Here is a 23,500-nt window from a genome sequence, read left to right on the forward strand (position 1 = left end):
GGGGGGCCCCCTCGCGGCAACCTCCCACCCATGTCATGCGCGGTCGTGACTGCGCATGACCACGGGAGCGGGTTCCCCGCCGGCCTTGCCACGCTGGCCGTTTTGGGCTTGATGATGCCCGATCTGCCTGCTTCCGGAGAATCCCGATGGTCCCCTTCTTTGTCCAGTTCAAGTGCAAGCTTGGCCAGTCCTACGCCGTCGCCAATGCGCTGGCCGAAGCCGAAATCGCCTCGGAGATCTACTCCACCGCCGGTCATTACGATCTGCTGGTGAAATTCTACGTCGATAACGCCACTGACATCGGACACTTCGTGAACGAGAAGGTGCAGACGATCCCAGGCATCCAGGACACCCACACGATCATCACCTTCAAGGCGTTTTAAGCGCTACATCGCATGTAGGGTGGGCAAAGGCGCGCAGCGCCGTGCCCACCTTCACGTGCACAGCTGGTGATGGTGGGCACGCTACGCTTTGCCCACCCTACAGATCCGAGTTCACACCGCCATCTTCCGGTGCCGCACCGGCGCTCCCGGGCTCAGGCTTTCCGCAGCATCGATGATCGCATTCGCGTCGATGCCGTGATGGCGATAGAGATCGGCGATAGTCCCGGTCTGGCCGAAATGCTCGACCCCGAGCGATTCCATGCGATGGCCGTGCACGGCACCGATCCAGCCCAGCGTGGCCGGATGGCCGTCGAGCACCGTGACGATCCCGCAGTCGCGCGGCAGCGGCTTCAGCAGTTTCTCGATATGGCTCAGATGCGGCGGCATGCGCCGCTCGCGCCGGGCTTTTCGCGCGGCGGTCCAGCCCGCATGGAGACGATCGGCCGAGGTGATGGCCAGCAGGCCGATGTCGCGGTGGCTTTCGCCGAGCAGCCCTGTCGCCTCGATCGCCTCCGGTGCCAGCGCGCCGGTATAGGCAATCACCAGATCGCAATTGTCGCCGGGCTTGCGCAGCCAGTAGGCGCCATCAGCGATATGCTGCTGCAACTCCGGCGTCATCAGGCGCTTCGGTTGTTCGATGCTCCGCGTCGATAGCCGCAGATAGACCGAACCGCCCTCGCCCGCCTCACGCTGCATATGCGCGAAACCCCAGCGCATGATCACGGCGAGTTCGTCCACAAAAGCCGGCTCGAACGATGCCAGCCCGTCCTGCGCCATGCCGATCAGCGGCGTCGCGATCGACTGATGCGCGCCGCCTTCGGGGGCCAGCGTGATGCCTGACGGCGTTGCCGCCACCATGAAGCGCGCATCCTGATAGCAGGCATAGTTCAGCGCATCGAGGCCACGCTCGATGAAGGGATCATAGAGCGTCGCCACCGGCAGCAGCCGCGCGCCGTTGATGGTGTGCGAGAGGCCGAGCGCCGACATCATGATGAAGAGATTCATCTCGGCGATCCCCAGCTCCATGTGCTGGCCCTTCGGCGAGTAGTCCCACGCAAAGGTCGAGGGGATCTTCTCCTGCCGGAACAGGTCGGCATTCTCCGCCTTCGCGAACAGTCCGCGCCGGTTGACCCAGGCACCGAGATTGGTGGAAACCGTCACGTCGGGCGAAGCGGTGACGATGCGCGACGCCAGCTCCGTCTCGCCGCGCGCAAGCTCGTTGAGGATCAGTCCAAAGCCCTGCTGCGTGGACATGTCCGGAGCCAGCTTGAACGACAGCGCCTCGGGCACGTCGATAACGGGCGCATCGAGGCGACGGCGTCCCTGCTGAACGAATGGCACCTGCTTTAAAAAGGATTCAAGCGCCGCGCTGTCCTGCGCGAGGCCTTCGAACTTGTCCCATTCACGGCCCGGCCGGATGTTCTGCTCCGCGCGCCACTTCTCCATCTGCGTGGGCGTCATCAGGCCGGCATGATTATCCTTGTGGCCCTGGAACGGCAGGCCGACGCCCTTGATCGTATAGGCGATGAAGCAGACCGGACGATCGTGATCGATGGTCTCGAATGCCTCCAGCATGCTGCTCATGTCGTGGCCGCCGAGATTGGACATCAGCGCCAGCAATTCATCATCGCTGCGCCGGTCGATCAGCGCAGTGACATCGCCCTGGTCGCCGATCTCGTCATGCAGCCGCTTGCGGAAAGCGGCACCGCCCTGGAAACACAGCGCCGCGTAGCGCTGGTTCGGACAGTTGTCGATCCAGTCCTTCAGCGCCGCACCGCCCGGCTCGGCGAAGGCTGCATCCATCAGGCGGCCATACTTCACGATCACCACGTCCCAGCCGAAATTGCGAAACATGGACTCGAACTTTTCCCACAAGCCTTCGCGCACCACGGCGTCGAGGCTCTGACGGTTGTAGTCGATGATCCACCAGCAATTGCGCAAGCCGTGCTTCCAGCCTTCGACCAGCGCCTCGAAAATATTGCCCTCGTCCATCTCGGCATCGCCGACCAGCGCGATCATGCGGCCTTCGCGACGATCGCCGATCATCCCATGCGCGGACACATAGTCCTGCACCAGCGAAGAGAACAGCGTCTGCGCGACGCCGAGGCCGACTGAGCCGGTGGAGAAATCGACATCGTCGACGTCCTTGGTGCGCGACGGATAGCTTTGCGCACCCTTGTAGCCGCGAAAATTCTCCAGCTTCTCGCGGGTCTGGTTGCCGAACAGATACTGGATGGCGTGGAAGATCGGCGATGCATGCGGCTTCACCGCCACGCGATCCTCCGGCTTCAGCACCGAAAAATACAGCGCCGACATGATGGTCGCGAGCGAGGCGCTCGATGCCTGATGGCCGCCGACCTTCAGGCCATCGACATTCGGGCGGATGTGATTTGCGTTGTGGATGGTCCATGACGAGAGCCAGAGCGCCTTCTTCGCCAGCGCCGTGAGCATCTGCAGGCGGCTGTCATCGATCGGCATGGTGGGCTCCCGTCTGTGGCCGGCTGATCCGGTTCATCAATTGCCGCCATTGTACCAGCCGCGATTTCCGTGTTTTCTCAATTTATGACGACAATGGTCGTAATATTGGGATAAACACGTCGCCAAAGCTTCTGTTCGGCGGATTTATTCCAATGCAGACCCTGGATGCCATCGACCGCAAGATTCTGGCCGCGCTGCAGATCGACAGCCGCCTCACCATGCAGGAGCTGGCGGAAAAAGTGGGACTGTCGATCTCGCCGTGCCACCGCCGGGTGAAGCTGCTCGAGCAGCGTGGCGTGATTTCAGGCTATATGGCGCTGGTGGATCAGAAGGCCGTCGGCCTTCCCGTCAGCGTCTTCATCTCGATCAAGCTGGTGCGGCAGAAGGAGGAAGACCTCAACCGTTTTGCCAAGGCGATCTCGAAATGGGAAGAGGTGCTGGAATGCTATCTGATGACCGGCAATCGCGACTATCTGCTGCGCGTCGTCGCCGCCGATCTCGCTTCCTATGAGGCCTTCCTGAAGAACAAGCTGACCCGCCTCGACGGCATCGCATCCATCGAGTCGAGCTTTGCGCTCAGCCAGGTGAAGTACTCAATCGCATTGCCGGTGTAACGTCCGCCGGCGAATTAACTTGCCCGCTTCACCGCGATCGCGCCACCCGCTCCCTTGGTGACGATGTTGCGATAATGCGCGATCGGGTATGGCCGCCCGATCAGGAAGCCCTGCAGCTCCGCGCAGCCCTCGCTGGCGAGGAAGGCCTGCTGCGCCATGGTCTCCACGCCCTCGGCGATGACAGGCAGTTTCAGTGAGCGTCCGAGACCGATGATGGCATGCACGATCGCTGCGGATTGCGGGTTGGTTTCCAGCTTCATCACAAAGGTCTGGTCGATCTTGATCTTGTCGAACGGGAAGGCCTGCAGATAGCTGAGGCTCGAATAGCCGGTGCCGAAATCATCCATGGCCACGCGGACACCGAGCGCCTTGATGTCGCGCAGGATCGCGATGGCGCCGGCGAAATCATCGATCAGTACACCCTCGGTGATCTCGATCTCGACGCGTTCCGGCTCTAGCCGGGTCTCTGCGAGCACATCGGCCAGCATGCGGGGAACATCGCCGCGCCTAAAATCCACCGGCGACAGATTGATGGCGATGGACAGCTTGTTCGCCCAGGTCGCCGCCTCGCGGCACGCCTCGCGCACCACCCATTCGTCGATGGCGCTGATCAGGCCGGTTTCCTCGGCCAGCGGAATGAACACCGCCGGCGAGATGATATTGCGCTCCGGGTGACGCCAGCGCAGCAGCACCTCGAAGGCGACGATCGTGCCATCCGCAGCCGCCTGCGGCTGATAATACAACTCGAATTGCCTGTTCTCGATGGCCACCACGAGATCACGCTGCAACATGCGCTTCTCGCGGATCTGGTGATCCATCGCCGCCTCGAAGAAGCGGATGGTGCCGCGCTCTTCCTGCTTGGCGCGATCCAGCGCGAGATCGGCATGAGCGATCAGGCTCTCGATATCGTTGCCGTCCTGCGGATAAACGGAAATGCCGATGCTGCAGCGGACGCGGATACTTTGGCGCTCGATCTGCAGCATGTTGTCGAGCACCGCCGATAACCGTGCGCACAGATCATCTACGGTCTGTGGCTCGGCGCCGAGATGCGTCACGATGGAAAACACGTCGCCGCTCGGCCGCGCCAAAAAGGCGCCATTGCTGGCGATGGACAGGCGCTTGGCGAGCTCGGCCAGCACGGCATCGCCGGTGGCCTGCCCAAACACGTCATTGATCTCGCGGAAGCGGTCGATATCGATCCGCACCACCGCGAAACTGCCATTGCCCGCCGATGCCTCGCTAAACACGCGCGTGAGATATTCGTTGAACGCCACGCGGTTCGGCAGATCGGTGATCGGGTCATGGCGCGCCAGATGCACCATGCGGGCTTCGGTGAGCTTGCGCTCGGTGATGTCGGCATGGGTCACGACCCAGCCGCCATTATCCATCGGCCGATAGCGCACATTGACACTGCGGCCGTCAGGCAGGTCGGCGGTCTGGCTCGACGGGCGGCGCTCGGCGACGGCCGCTTTCAGCTGCGCATCGTAGCGCTCCTGATCGACGAACAACATGCCGGCCTCGGCGCGCAATGCGACCACCTCATCCATGGTCGCACCGATCGTCATCTTCTCCGACGGGATCCGATACATGCGGACATAGCTGTCATTCCAGAGTTCGAGCCGGCCCTGCGCGTCATACATGCACAGTCCCTGCCCCATATTGTTGAGCGCGGCATCGAGCTGCAGGTTGCGCCGTGACATGCTGCGGCGGCTGCGCTGGTCCGATACGGCGACGACGAGGCCTGCGATCACCACGGTGACGGTGAAGGCCGCGATCGCCAGCGACAGTTCAATCGGTGACAGCAGGCTTTCATTACCGTCGATCGCCGCCTTGTAAGTGAGGTTGATCGCGCCCATGGCGACGAAGTGATGCACGCAGATCGCCAGCGTCAGAAGCAGCGCGGCACCGAGCAGTTTGGCTGGCCTGTCGGCGGCCTGCGCGACCAGGATCGCGAACGCACCGAGCACCATACCGCCGATGATCGAGGCAGTGACGAGATCGGGCAGCCATTCGATGATGGCGGGAATGCGCAGCGATGCCATCCCCATATAATGCATGCAGGCGATCCCGAGCCCGATCACCGCGCCACCCATCAGCGCATTCTGCCGGCTCCGGCGAAACAGCGCGATAGCAAATCCAGCCGTCGTCATCACGGCCGCAGCGACAAGCGAACATGCGGTGATGATCAGATCATAATGGAGATCGAAGCCCGGTGTGTAAGCGAGCATCGCGATGAAATGCGTCGCCCACGTGCCGAATCCGGTGACGACGCCTGCGGTGACTAACCATGCAAGACGTGTATCGGGCGACGCAGTGCGTGCACGCGTGAACAGATTGACTGCTGCGAGGCTGGTGAGAAAGCACACCGCCGCCGCCAGCAGAATCTGCCGCCAGTCATGCTGCGTCTCGATGCAATTCCAAACTCTCAGCATAACGATACCAACGCTTTTGAAGGCTATTAGATCATAACGCGTCTCGCGTTCGTATTGCTTAAAACTCGCGGCAAACGTGCGCGGAACACGCTTTATTCTTAAGCTGAAATGAAACCAATTGAATCTGAGTATCATCATCTACGCAAAGCGCATGATGATGCCGACAGTGCAGATGTGACTACCAACCGCGCAATTGCGTCGCAGTTATGAACCCATCACGAAGTTGGATAGGGCTCTGCCGGAACCGCAATTTTCGCGCGACGCACCCGCTCGCGATGCGCCGTGTAAACGCCTGACGCGATGATGATCGCAGCGCCCGTGAATGTCCATGCATCCGGAATTTCGGAAAACACGAAGAAGCCGAGCAGCGTCACCCACATCAATTGCACATAGGAGAAAGGTGCCAGCACCGATGCGTCGGCATAGCGGAAGGCGAGCACCACGATCCAGTGGCCGACGGTGGAGGACACACCGATGGCGATGCCGATCGCCAGTTGCGTCGGTGTCGGCGTCGTCCAGTAGAACGGCACGAACACACTGAGCACGAGAAAGCCAACCACCGCGGCATAGGCCATCGTGGTGATGGGACGATCCGCGCCGCTGATCTTGCGTGTCAGCACGAGCGCGCAGGCCCAGCAGAGCGCCGACACGATCGGAAAGATCGCCGCCGGCTGAAATGCCGACGTGCCCGGCCGCACGATGATCAACACGCCGATCAGCCCGACGAGCGTCGCACTCCAGCGCCGCAAGCCGACCTTCTCGCCGAGAAAGATCACCGACAGGCCGGTGACGAACAGCGGAGAGATGAAACCCGTCGCCGTCGCTTCGGCGATCGGCAAAAAGCTGAGGCCGACGATGAAGAAGATCGACGAGCCGAGCAGCCCGAGGCCGCGGAAAACCTGCAGCAGCGGCCGGCTGGAGTGCAGCGCCTTACCGCCCGACGGCACCAGCACCATCGGCACCATGATCAGCACGAAGACGGTGAAGCGGATCCAGGCGATCTCCACCGGCGGCATGCCGCCGCGCGCCAGATATTTCGCCATGACGTCGGACGACGCGAGAAAAGCCGTCGAGCAGATGATCAGCAAGAGGCCGAACAGAGGCTTGTCGGAATGGCGCGATGTCTGCGCGGATGGCACACGCGCACTGACCTTCGGCGGCGGAACGTGGGTTGTCACGGATGGAGACCGGTTGGCTGGGCCCGGCGAAATGTGCGGGCCGAATCTGGCTCCTACCAAACGCGGTTCACGCCTCCGCGACAACCTCCGATAACAGGATTGCGATATGCAGCAGACGACACTGCGCGTTCAGTCGCGCGCAATCATGCACCGCAGCACGCGATCTCCGTCACAGCATCGGCAGGCTCGACGGCTCGCGCCCGCGCGGGAACGCCTTATCGATTTCTCCCATCTCGGCCTCGCTGAGCACGAGATCCCCCGCCGCGGCGTTATCGGCGGCATGGGCGGCGGAGGATCCTTTTGGAATGGCAAAAATCGCGGGACGCCGCGTCAGGAAAGCCAGCGCGACTTGACGCGGGCTGGCGCCGTGGCTTGCCGCGATCCGGGCCAGCAGCACACCACCGGGTGAGCGCGCCGAGGGGAAATCATTGTGCCCGAACGGCGAATAGGCGACGACGGCCACGCCATGACGCTCGCACCATGGGATGACGCGATGTTCGATGGCGCGTTCCTGCAAGTGATAGAGCACCTGGTTACAAGCAATGGCTCCCTTACCGGCGACGCGTGACAGTTCATTGAGATCGTCGGCGTCGAAATTGCTGACGCCCCATGATGCGATCTTGCCGGCCGCCTTCAACTCCTCGAAGGCCGCCACCGTTTCAGAAAGCGGAACCTGCCCGCGCCAGTGCAGCAGATAGCAATCGAGCCGATCGGTATTGAGCCGCTTCAGCGAGCGCTCGCAGGCAATGATGGTGCCTTTACGCGAGGCATTGCTCGGCAGGACTTTGGACACGAGGAACACCTCGTCGCGGCGGCCGGCGATGGCTTCGGCAACCACCGGCTCGGCCTCGCCATACATTTCCGCGGTGTCGATATGGCTCATGCCGGCATCGAGCCCGGCCTGCAGGGCCTTCACGGCGGCGGTGCGGTCGCCGTTATCGATATACCAGGTGCCCTGCCCGATCGCGGATACGTCGTGCCCACTGGCTCCGAATGGATGTAGCCTCATGATCGCCTCCACTCCCCCGCATGCACGGAAGTGGACGATAGCGCATCAGCGTCGCGGAGTCTGCGACACCGCGCGCCGCGTTGCGAAAAGTCAAATTCGCCATTGACATATTAATTCGCCAATATCTAATCTTTTGAAAAACAGACCACCAAGCAAAACGGACCCGGCATACGGGCCTTTCGGGAGAGAAACACATGACGCGCCACGTGCTGGCGTGGGCCGCTGCGCTCGCGCTTTCGACCACCATGATGTCCACACCATCCCTCGCGCAGGTTTCCGACGATGTCGTACGCATCGGCGTGCTGACCGACCTGTCGAGCTGGGGCCGCGACAATAGCGGCCCGGGCTCCGTCGAAGCCGCCCGAATGGCGGTGGAGGAATTCGGCAAGACCGTGCTCGGCAAGCCCATCGAGATCATCAGCGCCGATCACCAGATGAAGTCCGATGTCGGCGTGCAAGTCGCGCGCAACTGGTTCGACAATGGCAAGGTCGACGCCGTCGTCGATATCCCGAACTCCGCCATCGCCATCGCGGTCCACAATCTCGCCCGCGAGCGCAACAGGATCGCGCTTTTGTCCGGCCCCGGCTCCAGCGCCCTCACCGATGAGCTGTGCAGCCCCAACACCGTGCAGTTCGCCTACGACACCTATGCGCTGTCGAAGGTGACGGCCTCGGCCGTGATCGCCGAAGGCGGCAAGTCCTGGTACTTCATCACGGCCGACTATGCCTTCGGCAGCCAGCTCGAAAACGACGCCACGCGCTTCATCAAGGCGAGCGGCGGCACCGTGGTCGGCGGCGTGCGTCATCCCACCAACACTGCGGACTTCTCGTCCTTCGCCCTGCAGGCGCAGAACTCCAAGGCGAATGTCGTCGCCTTCGCCAATGCCGGCCAGGACACCGACAATTCCATCAAGCAATCCGGCGAATTCGGCCTCGTCAAAGGCGGACAGAAACTCGTCGGCCTCCTGATGTTCGATACCGACGTGCACGCCATCGGTCTTGAGGCTGCACAGGGCACCTATCTCACCACCGCCTCCTACTGGAACATGAACGACAAGACCCGCGCCTGGTCGAAGAAATTCTTCGCCAAGACCAATGTCATGCCGACCATGATCCAGACGGGCGTCTATGGCGCGGTGCTGCATTATCTAAAGGCGATCAAGGAAGCCGGCACCGACGATCACGCCAAGGTCATGGCGAAGATGCGCGAACTGCCCATCGAGGACACTTTCGTGCATGGCGGCAAGCTGCGCGAGGACGGCCGCGTCATCCGCGACATGTATCTCGCCAAGGTCAAGAAGCCCTCGGAGTCCAAGGAGCCGTGGGACTATCTCGACATAGTCAAGACGGTGAAAGGCGAAGACGCCTATCGCCCCGTCTCGGAATCCAAGTGCCCCTGCTGAAGAAGTGAGACGCCCATGGCCAGCGATCCAGCAACCGTGTTTGATGTCTATGAGTGCGACGTGCTGGTCGCTGGCTCCGGCTGTTCCGGCATGTCGGCGGCGATCACTGCCAAACATGGCGGGCTCGATGTGGTGATCGTCGAGAAGGAGCCGCGCTTCGGCGGCACCACGGCCCGCTCTGGCGGCTGGCTGTGGGTGCCCGGCACTTCGCTCGCGAAAGCCTGGGGCATTCATGAAAGCCCCGATCAGGCCCGCACCTATCTGCGCCACGAAGCCGGCAACAGCTTTGACGCAGCGCGCGTCGATGCCTTCCTCACCGCAGGCCCCGAAGCGATCGACTTCTTCACCACCCAGACGGCGGTGCGCTTCGACATGCCGCTGACCTTCCCGGATTACGATGCCGAAGCGCCGGGCGGCACCCAGGGCGGCCGTTCCATGGTTGCGCGCCCGTTCGATGGCCGCGAACTCGGTGACAACATCAACGATATCGGCGCGCCGCTGCCCGAACTCACGGTGTTCGGCATCATGCTCGGCTCCGGCAAGGACATCATCCATTTCATGCGCGCGACCAAATCGCTGACCTCCGCGATCTATGTGGCCAAACGGCTGTCGAAGCATCTGAAGGATGTGCTGAGCCATGGCCGCGGCATGACCCTCACCAACGGCAACGCGCTGGCCGGCCGCCTCGCAAAGTCCGCTTTCGATCTCAAGATCCCGCTCTGGCTGTCGTCGCCGGTGCGCGAACTGATCGTCGAGAACGGCCATGTCCGCGGCGCCATCATCGAGCGCGGCGGCAAGCGCGTGCGCGTCATCGCGCGCCGCGGCGTCGTGCTGGCCTGTGGTGGCTTCCCGCATGATGTCGAACGCCGCAAGGCGATGTTCCCGCATGCGCCCACTGGCCGCGAGCATTATTCACCCGGCCCCACCGGCAATACCGGCGACGGACTGCGCCTCGCCGAATCCGCCGGCGGCCGCGTCGAGGATTCACTGCCGAACGCCGCCGCCTGGGTGCCGGTCTCGGTTACCCATCGCAAGGATGGCAGCAAAGGCGTGATGCCGCATTTCATCGATCGCGCGAAGCCCGGCGTCATCGCCGTGCTGCGCGACGGCACGCGCTTCGCCAATGAAGGCAACTCCTATCACGCCTTCGTTCAGGAAATGATGCGCGCGACAAAGCCCGGCGACGAGATGGCCGCCTGGCTCGTCTGCGATCATCGCGCACTGCGCCAATACGGTCTCGGCGCCGTGCCGCCGTTCCCCATGCCGATCGGCCATTATCTGAACTCCGGCTATCTCATCAAAGGTGCGACGCTGGACGAACTCGCAAACAATGCCGGCTTCGATGTGGGTGCCTTCGCAACGACCGTTGCGCAATTCAATGCCGGTGCCGTCAACGGCCACGATCCCGCCTTCGGCAAGGGCTCGCGCGCCTATAACCGTTATCAGGGCGATGCACAGCATGGCCCCAATCCCTGCGTGGCCCCCATCGAGACCGGGCCGTTCTATGCCATCAAGATGGTCATCGGCGATCTCGGCACCTATGCCGGCATCAAGACCGACGCGCATGCACGCGCGCTGGACAGCAATGGCGAGGTGATCACCGGCCTCTATGCCGCCGGCAACGACATGGCGAGCATCATGGGCGGCAATTATCCCGGCGCCGGCATCACCCTCGGCCCCGCGCTCACCTTCGGCTATATCGCCGGCCGGCATCTCGCCGGCAAACCGGTGGCGGCCTGACATGACCGTGTTCGCCCCCGATCTGCTGATTGGCCAGCTGGCGCTCGTCACCGGCGCCGGCAACGGCAATGGCCGCGCCATCGCACTCGGGCTTGCCGCCCACGGCGCCGACGTCGTTGTGACCGATATCGACGAGAAAGCAGCGACGGACACCGCACGCGCCATCGAAGCCACGGGTCCGCGCGCATGGCATCACCGCCTTGATGTCACCGATGTCATCGCCTGCCGCAAACTTGCGGAGACGATCCGTGGTGAAGCCGGCGACATCTCCATTCTCATCAACAATGCCGGCATCATCATCCGCGAGGGCATCGATTCCGAGCGTGCGGCAGAAAACTGGCGCCGCGTGCTCGACGTCAATCTCAATGGCGTCTTTAACGTCACCCACGCGTTCCTGCCGTCGCTGCGCGCACGTCGCGGCAGCGTGATCAATCTCGGCTCCATTGCTTCCTTTGTCGGCGTTGCCGATACGCTCGGCTATTCGCCCTCCAAAGGCGGCGTCAAGCTGCTGACGCAGGCTCTGGCACGCGAACTCGCGAAAGACGGCATACGCGTCAATGCGCTGGCCCCCGGCGTGATCGAGACTGCCATGACCGAAGGCACGCGCAACGATCCCGCCCGTCTCGCGGGCTTTCTCGGCCGCACGCCACTTGGCCGCGTCGGCCAGCCCGCAGAACTCGTCGGCCCCGTGGTGTTCCTCGCCTCCGACATGGCCTCCTATGTGAACGGCGCGACCTTGCCTGTGGATGGCGGCTTCCTCGCCGTGTAATGTTCGCGCTCTGATTTGGGGCAAGCATGGCTAAAGAGAGTCGCGGCATTCAGTCGATCGAGGTCGGCGGAGAATTGCTGCAAGCGCTGGCGCGCAATGGTGAACCGATGATGCTGCGCGATCTCGCGCGCGAGGCCGGCATGGCCCCGGCCAAGGCACATCCCTATCTCGTCAGTTTTTCGCGCATTGGCCTGGTCGAGCAGGATCCGTCCACCGGCCGCTATGAATTCGGCGCGCTGGCGCTCGAGCTCGGCATCGTCACGCTGCGGCGGCTGTCCGCCGTGCGCGTCGCGACACCGGCGATCACCGCGCTCGCCGCGCAGATCGACCATGCGGTGTCGCTCGCGATCTGGGGCACCCATGGCCCCACCGTGGTGCGCCTGGAAGAACCAAGCCATCCCGTTCACATCGCCATGCGCGTGGGCTCCACCATGTCGCTACTGGAGACCGCGACCGGCCGCATCTTCGCTGCCTTCCTGCCGCCGGCCACCATCAACGCAGCCATCGACGAAGGCCTCGATCGCCTTTCCATCGGCTATGATCCGCAGCGCGAGACCAAGGGCCCCGCCGTGGACAAGGTCCTCGCCGATGTCCGCCACCGCGGCCTCGCGCGCGCCGTCGCCGAGCCTCTGCGCGGCGTCAACGCATTCTCTGCACCAGTGTTCGACCACAGCGGCGCCGTCGTCCTCTCCATCACCGCCATGGGCGCCGTCGGCACCTTCGACGTCAACTGGAGCAGCCCGATCGCCAAAGCGCTGCTCGACTGCACGCACGCGATTTCACGACGGCTGGGGCATGGAGTGAAGGATTAAGTAAATGACGGCCGCGCATACGCTGTGAACTTGTGGTTTGCCATATATCTCATTATGAGATATATAATTCCAGCGGCGTTACGGGCGGAGGCGGATGAGGGTCATTTCGAACAGCGCGCTGGTAGCCTTCTCAGGTAAGCATCCTGCAGCGGGCATTCTATTACAGGTCTGGCGCAAGATTATCGCATCGCGCGCGTTCGCGAATTTCTCTGAATTGAAGACTACCTTCAATACCGTCGATCGCGTAGGCGCCTTCTATGTTTTCGACATTGGCGGCAACAAATTCAGGATTGTTGCTTCGATCCATTTCGACAAACAGCGTCTCTATGTGAGACACGTCTTCACACACAAGGAGTATGATTCATGGAAGCCGTGAACCTGTCTCGTACCGATGTGGATGATATCGCCGAACATCTCAACGCTATTTCGGCTCGCATTCCCTTGCGCCGGATCAAGACAAAGCGTGACTACAAGGCAGCAACGGCTGCGCTGAATGCGCTGCTCGATTCAGGCGGCGCGGACGAAAATGCGCCGCTGGCCACGTTGGTCACATTGCTCGGCGACCTGATCGGCGAATACGAGGAGACGCAATCCCCTCCTGACTCGACATCCCCGGCCGATACGCTGCGCTTCTTGATGGATCAACACCGTCTCAATCAGAGCGACCTTCCGGAAATCGGCAGCCAGGGCGTCGTCTCGGAGATTCTGCGCGGAAAACGCGACCTGAACGTCCGGCAGATCAAACTTCTGGCCGAGCGGTTCAATGTTGGAGTCCAAGCCTTCGTTTGAGGAAGGCTCGACCGCTGATATAAATCATCCGGGCGACAGGCCGCGCGACAACTTGTCTGACAACCGGCACGTTCGCCTTGCCACCCCATCCCAGCGTGTTACCATTTCCTCAGGCGCATCTCCGGTTCACGGGGAGCGACCATATAATCACCGCCGGTCAAGGCGGCTTGAGGGAGGACTACCCATGGCCAGCCAAGGCCCGTTTCGTCACGGCCCGTCTCGTCGTGCCCTGCTCAAGGGCGCGCTCGCCACCAGCGCATTGCCTGCACTCGGATCGCTCGGCATTTCCACCCCCGCTTTCGCTGCGCCGAATTGGAAGAAATATGCGGGCACCACCATCGAAGCCAATCTGATCAAGGGCCCGCGCGGCGAGCTGCTGCAGAAATACGCCTCGGAATTCACCGAACTGACCGGCATCAAGGTCGAGTCCGAACTGATCCCCGAGCAGCAGCAGCGCCAGAAGGCCGTGATCGAACTGACCTCCGGCAAGCCATCCTTCGACGTGGTGCATCTCAGCTATCACGTGCAGAAGCGGCAGTTCGAGAAGGCCGGCTGGCTCGCCGACATCTCGGGCTTCATGAAGGACCCGACCCTCACCGCGCCCGATCTCACCGTGGATGACTTCTCCGCCGGCGGCCGGCAATTCGCCGAGAACGACAAGGGCGTGATGCATTCGCTGCCGTGGTCGGTGGACTACTTCATTCTCTACTACAACAAGGAAATCTTCGCGAAGAAGAACGTCGCGGTGCCGAAGACCATGGACGAGATGGTCGCCGCTGCCGAGAAGCTCAACGACACCGCGGCGGGCATCTATGGCTTCACCGGCCGTGGGCTGCGCAACGCCAATATGACGCTGTGGAGCAACTTCTTCCTCAACTATGGCGGCGAATTCCTCGACGCCAAGGGCAACATCCTCACCGATGGGCCGGAATCCATCGAGGCCACGAAAGTCTATCAGCGCCTGATGATGAAGAGCGCGCCTCCGGGTGCTGCCGGCTTCAACTGGATGGAGTCGATGGCCTCGTTGACCCAGGGCCGCGCCGCCATGTGGATCGACGGCGTCGGCTGGGCGCCGCCCATCGAGGATCCCAATGCGTCGCGCGTGGTCGGCAAGATCGGCTACACGCTGGTGCCGGCGGGACCGAAGGGTCAGTACTCGTCGACCTATGGCGACGGCGTAGGCATTGCCAAGACATCGACCAAGAAGGAAGCCGCCTATCTCTATTGCCAGTGGGCGGTGTCCAAGCAGATGGGCGCACGCCTGCTGCAGAGCGGCGGCGGCGTGCCGTTCCGCAACTCGATCCTGAACGATGCGGAAGTCCAAAAGGGCGTGAAGAACCAGGAATGGCTGCGGTCGGTGATCGATAGCGCCAAGATCAGCAAGCTCGGCCTGCCCGTCATCATCCCGGTGGCCGAATTCCGCGATCTCGTCGGCGCCGGCATCACCGCCACGCTGGCGGGCGCCGATCCCGCCACCGAGCTCAAGAAGGCGCATGAGCAGTTCCGTCCCATCCTGGAGCGTAGCGAAAAGACGTGAGTTCACTGGCGGCAGAACAACGACGTGCGGCCGAGCCAACGGCCGTAAAGAAGGACGAGTGGCGGCCAATTTCGTATTGGCCGTTCGTTCTCCCCGCGATGATCGTCGTGCTGGCGGTCATCGTGTTCCCGTGGGCCTATACGATCTGGATGAGCCTGCACGAATGGAAGGTCGGCCAGGCGCCGACCTTTGTCGGCTTCGCGAATTACATGCGCCTTCCCGGTGACGCCCGCTTCATGGAATCGGTGTGGCACACGCTGGTCTATACGGTGCTGTCCGTGGTGCTGCCGCTGGTGCTGGGCACGCTCGCGGCTGTCGTGTTCAACAACCGCTTCCCGATGCGCGGCTTCATCCGCGGCCTGTTCATCCTGCCGATGATGGCGACGCCGGTCGCCATCGCGCTGGTGTGGACCATGATGTTCCATCCGCAGCTCGGCATCCTCAATTATCTGCTGTCGCTGATCGGCCTGCCACCATCGCTCTGGGTGTTCCACCCCGCCACCGTCATTCCCTCGCTGGTGCTGGTGGAGACATGGCAGTGGACGCCACTGGTGATGCTGATCGTGCTAGGCGGCCTCAGCGCTTTGCCCAGCGAGCCCTATGAAAGCGCGCAGATCGATGGCGCCACGCCGTGGCAGACCTTTCGCCACATCTCGCTGCCAATGATCATGCCGTTCCTGTTCATCGCCGCGATGATCCGCATGATCGATGCCGTGAAGAGTTTCGACATCATCTTCGCTATCACCCAGGGCGGTCCGGGCAGCGCGTCGGAGACCATCAATCTCTATCTCTACAGCGTCGCCTTCGTTTACTACGATGTCGGCTATGCCTCGGCCATCGTGGTGGTGTTCTTCGCGCTGATCATCGCGCTCGCCGGCGCGCTGCTGCATCTGCGCCAGCGCACCCATTGGAACGAGAGCGGAGGCAGCGCATGATGCGGACCCTGCTCGGCCGGATCGGCCTGACCTTTGCGGTGATCGTGATCGTCTCGCCGGCGATCCTGTTCTTCCTCTGGATGCTGTCGCTGTCGCTCAAATTCGAGATCGACAACGCTTCCTATCCGCCGGTCTTCATCCCGGAGCGGATCAATTGGGGCAATTACGCCGCCGTCATCGAATCCAAGCGCTTCATGACCTATTTCTTCAACACGCTGATCGTCACCGGCGCCGCCACCGTGTTCGCACTGATCGTCGGCGTCCCCGCCGGCTATGGCATCGCCCGCATGCGTGCCCGCAAGGCAGCGATCGTGATCCTGATCGCGCGCATCACGCCCGGCCTGTCCTATCTGATCCCGCTGTTCCTGCTGTTCCAGTGGCTCGGCCTGCTCGGCACGCTCTGGCCGCAGATCATCATCCATCTCGTGGTCACCGTGCCCATCGTGATCTGGATCATGATCGGCTATTTCGAGACCACGCCGATGGAGCTGGAGGAATCCGCCGTGATCGACGGCGCCACGCGCTGGCAGGTGTTCCGCCACGTCGCGCTGCCCATCGCCAAGCCCGGCATTGCCGTGGCCTTCATCCTGGCGGTGATCTTCTCCTGGAACAATTTCGTGTTCGGCATCGTGCTGGCCGGCCGCGAGACGCGGACGTTACCGGTCGCGGTCTACAACATGATCTCGTTCGATCAGCTGAGCTGGGGCCCGCTCGCCGCAGCCGCACTGATCGTGACGGCGCCGGTGCTGCTGCTGACGGTGTTTGCGCAACGGCAGATCGTGGCGGGCCTGACGGCGGGCGCGGTGAAATAGCCTGCGCTCGCGTCGACACGACTTTATTGCGGCGATACCCGCCGCAACACATCATCAAACCGCGCCAGATCGAGAAACGCATTCACCTCGATCGCCTTGCCGTCCTGCATGCGCATGATCCAGACGTAGCGATTGGTGTAAGGAACACCGTCACGCGCACGCGCGACACCGTCCCAATTGACGATCACATGATCGCCATCCGCCCAGATACGCGTGCTGACCGGCTTGATGGACTCGGACAAGCGGGCCGCCAGCGGCCGCACCGCGCGCTCCATCAGGGCATCACGCCCCCGATGCGTCCCTGCATTCGGCCCCGAACCTTCCACCGTCCAGACCACCTCGGGCGCCAGCAGATCCGTGAAGAACGTCGTTCCGCCCGCGGCCCAACGCTGGAACGCATCACTCACGATCTGTTTGTTGCGCACCGTATCGGCATTGCCGGACGCGGTCGCCAGATGCGGCCAAAGCGCCGTCATGGCCAGCACCGTCCATCCGATCAGCGCCATACGAGAATTGGATATCGACATCATGCTTTCCTCCTTTGCTCGCGTCGCCACTAACGGGCAGCGACGGATGCGCCACCGAAAATGAGTTGCTGAACCATCGGGCGGCCGACAAACCGCGCCGGGAAAATCGGCGATGGCGCGCTCGCCTCGCCGAGCCGCGTCAACTGCCCTGATGACAGCGACACATTGAGCGCGCCGAGATTGTCCTCAGCCTGCGCGAGCGTGCGTGCGCCCAGGATCGGCGACACCACCGCGGGATTTGCCAGTGTCCACGCGATCGCCACCTGCGACGGCGTCGTGCCGATCTCATCGGCGATGGCACGCACCACCTCGGCGATCCCGATGACACGCGCGTTCAAATGACCGGATGACGCGATGATCCCCTTGCGGGTCGCAGCCACATTCGTTTCGCCGAGCGGATCGACATCCGCCGTCGTATATTTCCCGGTCAGCACGCCGCCGCCAAGTGGCGACCACGGCAATACGCCGAGCCCGAGCGCTGCAGCCATCGGCATCAATTCGTGTTCGACCGTTCGTTCGACGAGGCTGTATTCGATCTGTAACGCCACCAGCGGCGACCACGCGCACAACTCCGCAATCGCCTGCATCTGCGCGATGCGCCAGGCCGGCGCATTGCAGATGCCGAGATACTGCACTTTGCCGGCGCGCACGAGATCGTCGAGCGCGCGCATCACCTCGTCGGGCTGCGTGGTCATGTCCCAGGCATGGAGATAGAGCAGATCGATACGATCCGTATCGAGTTGCCGCAGGCTCTGCTCCACCGAGCGCATCATGTTGAGCCGGTGATTGCCACCGGAATTCGGATTGCCGGGATCGCGCGCCATGGTGAACTTGGTCGCCAGCACGATCCGTTCGCGCTTCGCCTTGATGAACTGGCCCACCAGTCGCTCCGAGGCGCCATTGGTGTAGTTCACCGCCGTATCAATGAGGTTGCCGCCGCGATCGACATAAAGATCGAAAATCCGGCGCGCCTCGGCCTCATTGGCGCCCCAGCCCCAGTCCTCGCCGAAGGTCATCGTGCCCAGCGAGAGCGGAGACACCCGCAATCCGGATCGTCCAAGCAGGCGGTAAGTGTCGAGGGAGGTCATCAGTCGCGGCTCCATTGCTGTTGCCGCTCAAGCTAGGGTGGACCGATATTCGGAACAATTTGCTGATTTCTGACCCAGACTAGTAAGCTTGACTAACCAATGTCGCTCGATCTCAACCAGGTCTCCGTCTTCCTCGCCGTGGCGGAAGCGAAAAGCTTTCGCCTTGCCGCCGAGCGGCTGGGCGTGACCCGCTCCGCCGTCAGCCAGGCGATCCGGAAGATGGAAGACCGGATGGGCGTCGCCCTCCTGCAGAGGACCACCCGCAGCGTCAGCCTGACCGAAGCCGGCCTGCGCCTGCATGAGCGCGTCGCGCCCGCCATTGCCGAGGTCGCGGACGCGCTGGACACTGCGCGCGATCTTCCCGCGCAGCCGACGGGACAATTGCGGCTGGCTGTCTCGTCCATTGCGGAGCGCTTCATTTCCGGCCAGCTACTGGCAAGTTTCACGCTCGCTTATCCCGGCATCCAGCTCGACGTCACCGTCACCGACGACGAATTCGACATCGTCGCCGAAGGTTTTGATGCAGGCGTCAGGCTCGGCGAGGTGATCGAGCAGGACATGATCGCCGTGCCGGTCTCGGCGGAACAGCGCCAGGTGGTCGTCGCTGCGCCGTCCTATCTCGAACGCTTCGGCGCACCCGCGCACCCCTCGGAGCTGACGCAGCATTGCTGCATCGGCTGGCGCCCCGCGCCCGATGTCGCGCCCTATCGCTGGGAGTTCGAGGAGAACGGCCGCGCCTTCGATGTCGCGGTCAATCCGCGCGTCACCACCAACGACATGTGGGTCATGGTCCGCACCGCCTGCGCCGGCGGCGGGATTACGTTCGGCATGGAGGAACTGTTCAAGCCATATGTCACGCGCGGGGAGTTGGTGACGTTGCTCGATGCCTGGCTGCCGCCGTTTCCCGGCTTTTTCCTGTATTTCCCGGAGCGCCGCAACCTGCCGCCCAAGCTGCGCGCCTTGATCGATCACGCACGCTATCGCACCCTGTAGCCCGGATGGAGCGCAGCGTAATCCGGGGACCGGCGTTTCAATTACATCTGCTGTCCCTGGATTACGCTGCGCTCCATCCAGGCTACGAAGCCGCCACCTTGCGCTGCTGATCAGGCTCGGCCTCACCCGCCGCGATCAACCGCTTCAGCTCCGGAATGCACGAGCCGCAATTCGTTCCTGCCTTGAGTTTTGCACCGATCTCGCCGGCGGTCGCGCAGCCTGCCGCGATGGCATCATTGATGGCGTTGCGGCCCACTCCGAAACAGGCACATACGATTGGCCCTGCGCTCGCGGCGCCGTCCGCGGATCTCCCGGACAGCAGCATGCGGCGCTGATCGTCGCTCAGCGCATCGGCGGCAAATGCTTCCTTCACAGCATCCCACGACAGCGCATCATCGGCCGGCCCGACAAACAGGCACAGCGCGATCCGCTCGCCCGCAAAGGACACCGCGCGATAGGCGCCGCGGCCGGCATCCGCGAAGCTCGCCACATCATCGCCCAGCAGCGGCGCCAGCCAGTCGCGCCACAGCGCAATCTCTGCATCGTCGGCCAAGAGATAGCCGACACCACCCGTCACCGCGACCCGCGCATGCACCACGCCCGGCGGCAGCGCCAACGGCTTTCGCGACAGAATAAAGCCGCGCTGGCTCATGGCCACCGCCGCGATCGACACCGGCGTCGCCTTGTTTTCCGGCTGGCCGGAATAGGGATCGACGACCGGCGCCACCAGTGCACCGACACGGGCATAGCCGGCGGTCTCATCATTCCAGTGGATCGGCGCGAACAGCATGCCGGGCTGCTGGCGTTCGTTGATCACGACCTTCAGCGTGCAGGCGCCGTAGTCCGTCGTCAGATGCGCATAGCCGCCATCGGCGATCGCAAAGCGCGTCGCATCGTCCGGATGAATCTCCACATAGGGCTCGGGAATATGCTGGCCGAGCCGCGGGCTGAGGCCGGTGCGCGTCATCGTGTGCCACTGGTCGCGCACGCGGCCGGTGTTCAGCCGCAACGGCCGCTCCTCAGTCACCTGCGTGCGCAGCTCTGGCGCTTCGGGCGCGATGAACTGGCCGCGTTGATCCCGTGTGAAGAAGCGCCCCTTTGCGAAGAACCGCGCCTGCTGCATCGTCGGGCCCTTGCGCAGCGGCCACTGCACTGGCGCCATGGTGTCGAAGGCGTCGTCGGTGACATGCATCAGCCCGCCGATATCGAAATCGCGGCTGCCGTCGTTCTCGAAGTCCGACAGCATCGCATGTTCGCGAAAGATCTGAGCGGCGGATGTGTAGGCAAAGCCAGCGCCGAAGCCGAGCCGTTTTGCGACCTCGCTGAGCGCCCACCAGTCCGGCTTCGCCTCGCCGGGCGCGCGCAGGAACGACCGCTGCCGCGAGATGCGGCGCTCCGAATTCGTCACCGTGCCCGACTTCTCGCCCCAGGCCAGTGCTGGCAACAGCACATGTGCGCCCGCATTCACCGTGTCATTGGAGAGCACATTCTCCGACACGACAAACAGATCGAGCTTGCCCAGCGCGCTGCGCACCTTGTCCGCATCGGGCAGCGATACCGCGGGATTGGTACCCATCACCCACAGCGCCTTGATCTCGCCGCGGTCGATGGCGTCGAACATCGCCACGGCCTTGAGGCCTTCATGCGTGGCGATATGCGGCGCCTTCCAGAACCGCCGCACGCGATCGATGTCAGATGGCGTAAAGCCCATATGCGCCGCGAGCTGGTTGGCGAGCCCGCCGACCTCGCGGCCGCCCATGGCATTGGGCTGCCCCGTGAGCGAGAATGGCGACGCGCCGGGCTTGCCGATGCGACCGGTCGCCAGATGACAGTTGATTATCGCATTGACCTTGTCGGTGCCCTGCGCCGACTGGTTGACGCCCTGCGAATACAGTGTGACCACGCGCGATGTCTGCCGGAACATCTGGAAGAAGGTGGCGACATCCACTTCGTTGAGGCCAGTCGCCCTGGCCGTCGCGGCGACGCTGCCGGCGATGGTTTTGGCACGCGCCAGTGCCTCGTCGAAGCCCGACGTGTGTTGCGCGATATAAGCGCGGTCAAGCGCGCCATTGTCGGCGAGATAGGCGAGCAGCCCCGAGAACAGTGCCGTGTCGGTGCCGGGCTTGAGGCCGAGAAACAGATCGTCGTCGCCCACGGTATCGGTGCGGCGCGGATCGATGACCACGAAGCGCGCACCGCGCGCCTGCTTGTTGGCGAGCATGCGCTGATACAGCACCGGATGACACCAGGCGGCATTGGAGCCGACAAAGACCAGGAGATCGGCCTGATCGAGATCCTCATAGCAGCCTGGCACCGTATCGGCACCGAAAGCGCGCTTGTGGCCGACCACCGACGAGGCCATGCAGAGCCGCGAATTGGTGTCTACATTGGCGCTTCCGATGAATCCCTTCATCAGCTTGTTGGCGACGTAATAGTCCTCGGTGAGCAATTGCCCAGATAGATAGAACGCCACCGCGCCCGGCCCATGCTCGGCGACGATGTGACGGAAACCATCGGCCACATGATCCAGCGCATCGTTCCATCCCGCGCGCACCATCGCGCCGGACGCATCGCGCATCATCGGATGCAGCAGGCGCTCGTCCAGCGCCAGCGTCTCGCCGAGCGCCGAGCCCTTCGAGCACAGGCGCCCGTAATTGGCGGGGTGATCGGGGTCGCCGGCGATGGCTGCGCCGCCCTGCTTGTCCGGCGTCGCCAGCACGCCACAGCCGACACCGCAATAGGCGCAGGTGGTGCGAACCGTGGTGAGGCCTGTGTCGATCGCGTTCATCAGGCCGCCTTCGCAATGGGGCGGCCGAACATCATGTCGGCGCGGAAAGCGGAGATATCAACACCGCTGCGGATCAGCTCGAGATACCACAGCGCATCGCTGGTATCGCCCACCAGCACGGCGCCGGTCAGCTTGCCGCCGGCAACCACGAGCTTCTTGTAGGTGCCGCGCTTTGCGTCGTTCAGCAGCAGCGTCTCGCTGCCGTCAGTGGCCATGAAATCGCCGGCCGAGAACACGCTGACGCCCGAGACCTTGAGATTGGTGGAAAGAATGCTGCCGGTGTAAGCAACCGTGTCGCCGGCAAGATGCCGCGCCAACGCTTTCGCCTGCTCGTAGGCGGGCTCGACCAGACCGTAGCAGGTGCCGCGGTGCTCCGCGCATTCACCGAGCGCAAACACACCGTCGGTTTCCGTGGCCAAGGCATCATCGACCAAGATACCGCGATTGACCGAGACCCCCGCCTCTTTGGCCAACGCCGTATTCGGCCGGATGCCCGCGGCAAAAATCACGGCGTCCGCATCAAGCACGCGTCCATCCGCGAGTTCAACGCGCTCGACAGCATCCGCACCATGAATGCGCGCCGTGTTCGCATTGAGCAGGATCTTGACGCCCTTGCGCTCGACCAATGTCTTCAGCAGCTCCGCTGCCGGCGCATCAAGCTGCCGCTCCATCAGGCGATCCATCAGATGGATGAGCGTCACATCGGCGCCAGCCTTGGCAAGGCCATAGGCGGCTTCAAGCCCCAACAGCCCGCCGCCGACCACAACGACGCGCTTCTTCTGCCCGGCCAGTTCGATCAGGCGATCGACGTCATGGCTGTCGCGAAACACGTGAACGCCGGCCAGATCGCCGCCGGGCACCGGCAAGCGAAGCGCCGACGAGCCGGTGGCAAATACCAGCTTCGAAAATCCGACGCGCTTGCCCGTGGATGTCGTCACCTCACGCGCCGCGAGATCGACGGATGTTGCCCGCGTGCCGTATTTCAAGGTGACACCGCGATCGCGCCACCAGTTCGCCGGCTTCAGCTCGATCTCCTGCGACGTCGCCTCGCCCGCCAGAACGGACGACAGCAGCACCCGATTGTAAGCCAGCCGCGGCTCATCGCCGATCACCGCGATGGCGTAGCGGCCCAGCGAGGATTTTGCGAGTTCGTCGACGAGCCGCGCCGCCGCCATGCCGTTTCCGATGATGACCAGCGGCTCGCTCATGGGGA

20 protein-coding genes are annotated in these 23,500 nt (G+C 63.2%); 12 read left to right on the forward strand and 8 right to left on the reverse strand.

Going from position 1 to position 23,500, the window contains the following annotated elements:
* Positions 1-146: 146 nt before the first annotated feature.
* The gene (locus RPMA_RS21105; protein WP_068735543.1) at positions 147-383 is read left to right on the forward strand and encodes an Lrp/AsnC ligand binding domain-containing protein; all 237 of its coding nucleotides are present in this window, start codon (positions 147-149) and stop codon (positions 381-383) included.
* A 111-nt stretch (positions 384-494) separates the two neighbouring features.
* On the opposite strand, the gene RPMA_RS21110 is transcribed toward RPMA_RS21105, so the two are convergent.
* Positions 495-2,861 carry a transketolase gene (locus RPMA_RS21110; RefSeq protein WP_211909618.1) on the reverse strand — a complete coding sequence of 789 codons (2,367 nt, stop codon included), beginning with the start codon at positions 2,859-2,861 and terminating at the stop codon, positions 495-497.
* A gap of 152 nt (positions 2,862-3,013) precedes the next feature.
* Between RPMA_RS21110 and RPMA_RS21115 the strand changes: the two genes are divergently transcribed.
* Positions 3,014-3,475 (forward strand): Lrp/AsnC family transcriptional regulator, encoded by a 462-nt coding sequence (locus RPMA_RS21115; protein ID WP_211909619.1) that lies wholly within the window; start codon positions 3,014-3,016, stop codon positions 3,473-3,475.
* Between the two features lie 14 nt (positions 3,476-3,489).
* Here RPMA_RS21115 and RPMA_RS21120 read toward each other — a convergent pair whose 3' ends face one another.
* From RPMA_RS21120 to RPMA_RS21130, 3 genes are all read right to left on the reverse strand, one after another.
* Complete coding sequence (locus tag RPMA_RS21120; protein WP_211909620.1) at positions 3,490-5,907, reverse strand: bifunctional diguanylate cyclase/phosphodiesterase; 2,418 nt, start codon at positions 5,905-5,907, stop codon at positions 3,490-3,492.
* 215 nt (positions 5,908-6,122) lie between these two features.
* Complete coding sequence (locus RPMA_RS21125) at positions 6,123-7,085, reverse strand: DMT family transporter (protein ID WP_249225327.1); 963 nt, start codon at positions 7,083-7,085, stop codon at positions 6,123-6,125.
* 169 nt (positions 7,086-7,254) lie between these two features.
* Positions 7,255-8,094, reverse strand: coding sequence for an aldo/keto reductase (locus RPMA_RS21130; RefSeq protein WP_211909621.1), 840 nt, complete (start codon positions 8,092-8,094; stop codon positions 7,255-7,257).
* A 194-nt stretch (positions 8,095-8,288) separates the two neighbouring features.
* On the opposite strand from RPMA_RS21130, the gene RPMA_RS21135 reads away from it, so the two are divergent.
* The 9 genes from RPMA_RS21135 to RPMA_RS21175 all read left to right on the forward strand — a co-directional run bounded on the left by RPMA_RS21135 (position 8,289) and on the right by RPMA_RS21175 (position 16,891).
* Positions 8,289-9,497, forward strand: coding sequence for an ABC transporter substrate-binding protein (locus RPMA_RS21135; protein ID WP_211909622.1), 1,209 nt, complete (start codon positions 8,289-8,291; stop codon positions 9,495-9,497).
* 15 nt (positions 9,498-9,512) lie between these two features.
* Positions 9,513-11,237, forward strand: a complete 1,725-nt coding sequence (locus tag RPMA_RS21140; RefSeq protein WP_211909623.1) for an FAD-dependent oxidoreductase — start codon at positions 9,513-9,515, stop codon at positions 11,235-11,237.
* Between the two features lies 1 nt (position 11,238).
* Positions 11,239-12,006: an SDR family NAD(P)-dependent oxidoreductase gene (locus tag RPMA_RS21145; protein ID WP_211909624.1), complete on the forward strand. Its 768-nt coding sequence runs from the start codon at positions 11,239-11,241 to the stop codon at positions 12,004-12,006.
* 26 nt (positions 12,007-12,032) lie between these two features.
* Positions 12,033-12,818 (forward strand): IclR family transcriptional regulator, encoded by a 786-nt coding sequence (locus tag RPMA_RS21150; protein WP_211909625.1) that lies wholly within the window; start codon positions 12,033-12,035, stop codon positions 12,816-12,818.
* A 94-nt stretch (positions 12,819-12,912) separates the two neighbouring features.
* Positions 12,913-13,194 carry a type II toxin-antitoxin system HigB family toxin gene (locus RPMA_RS21155; protein ID WP_211909626.1) on the forward strand — a complete coding sequence of 94 codons (282 nt, stop codon included), beginning with the start codon at positions 12,913-12,915 and terminating at the stop codon, positions 13,192-13,194.
* Positions 13,182-13,607: a helix-turn-helix domain-containing protein gene (locus RPMA_RS21160; protein WP_211909627.1), complete on the forward strand. Its 426-nt coding sequence runs from the start codon at positions 13,182-13,184 to the stop codon at positions 13,605-13,607. Before RPMA_RS21155 ends, RPMA_RS21160 begins: the two co-directional genes overlap by 13 nt.
* A gap of 184 nt (positions 13,608-13,791) precedes the next feature.
* The gene (locus tag RPMA_RS21165) at positions 13,792-15,144 is read left to right on the forward strand and encodes an ABC transporter substrate-binding protein (RefSeq protein WP_211909628.1); all 1,353 of its coding nucleotides are present in this window, start codon (positions 13,792-13,794) and stop codon (positions 15,142-15,144) included.
* 5 nt (positions 15,145-15,149) lie between these two features.
* Positions 15,150-16,079 (forward strand): carbohydrate ABC transporter permease, encoded by a 930-nt coding sequence (locus tag RPMA_RS21170; protein WP_249225747.1) that lies wholly within the window; start codon positions 15,150-15,152, stop codon positions 16,077-16,079.
* Positions 16,076-16,891 (forward strand): carbohydrate ABC transporter permease, encoded by an 816-nt coding sequence (locus RPMA_RS21175; protein WP_211909629.1) that lies wholly within the window; start codon positions 16,076-16,078, stop codon positions 16,889-16,891. Before RPMA_RS21170 ends, RPMA_RS21175 begins: the two co-directional genes overlap by 4 nt.
* 23 nt (positions 16,892-16,914) lie before the next feature.
* On the opposite strand, the gene RPMA_RS21180 is transcribed toward RPMA_RS21175, so the two are convergent.
* Together RPMA_RS21180 and RPMA_RS21185 are read right to left on the reverse strand one after the other, a co-directional pair.
* Complete coding sequence (locus tag RPMA_RS21180; protein WP_211909630.1) at positions 16,915-17,421, reverse strand: nuclear transport factor 2 family protein; 507 nt, start codon at positions 17,419-17,421, stop codon at positions 16,915-16,917.
* A gap of 26 nt (positions 17,422-17,447) precedes the next feature.
* A complete protein-coding gene (locus RPMA_RS21185) occupies positions 17,448-18,506 on the reverse strand; it encodes an aldo/keto reductase (protein ID WP_211909631.1) in 1,059 nt (352 codons plus the stop codon).
* A 99-nt stretch (positions 18,507-18,605) separates the two neighbouring features.
* Here RPMA_RS21185 and RPMA_RS21190 point away from each other — a divergent pair, with 99 nt between their 5' ends.
* A complete protein-coding gene (locus RPMA_RS21190) occupies positions 18,606-19,499 on the forward strand; it encodes a LysR family transcriptional regulator (protein ID WP_211909632.1) in 894 nt (297 codons plus the stop codon).
* 82 nt (positions 19,500-19,581) lie between these two features.
* Here RPMA_RS21190 and RPMA_RS21195 read toward each other — a convergent pair whose 3' ends face one another.
* Together RPMA_RS21195 and RPMA_RS21200 are read right to left on the reverse strand one after the other, a co-directional pair.
* The gene (locus tag RPMA_RS21195) at positions 19,582-22,287 is read right to left on the reverse strand and encodes a nitrate reductase (protein WP_211909633.1); all 2,706 of its coding nucleotides are present in this window, start codon (positions 22,285-22,287) and stop codon (positions 19,582-19,584) included.
* Complete coding sequence (locus RPMA_RS21200; RefSeq protein ID WP_211909634.1) at positions 22,287-23,495, reverse strand: NAD(P)/FAD-dependent oxidoreductase; 1,209 nt, start codon at positions 23,493-23,495, stop codon at positions 22,287-22,289. The genes RPMA_RS21195 and RPMA_RS21200 overlap by 1 nt, the downstream gene beginning before the upstream one ends.
* Between the last annotated feature and the right edge of the window lie 5 nt (positions 23,496-23,500).

Origin of the sequence: Tardiphaga alba (assembly GCF_018279705.1) — a bacterium.
GTDB classification, from domain to species: Bacteria; Pseudomonadota; Alphaproteobacteria; order Rhizobiales; family Xanthobacteraceae; genus Tardiphaga; species Tardiphaga alba.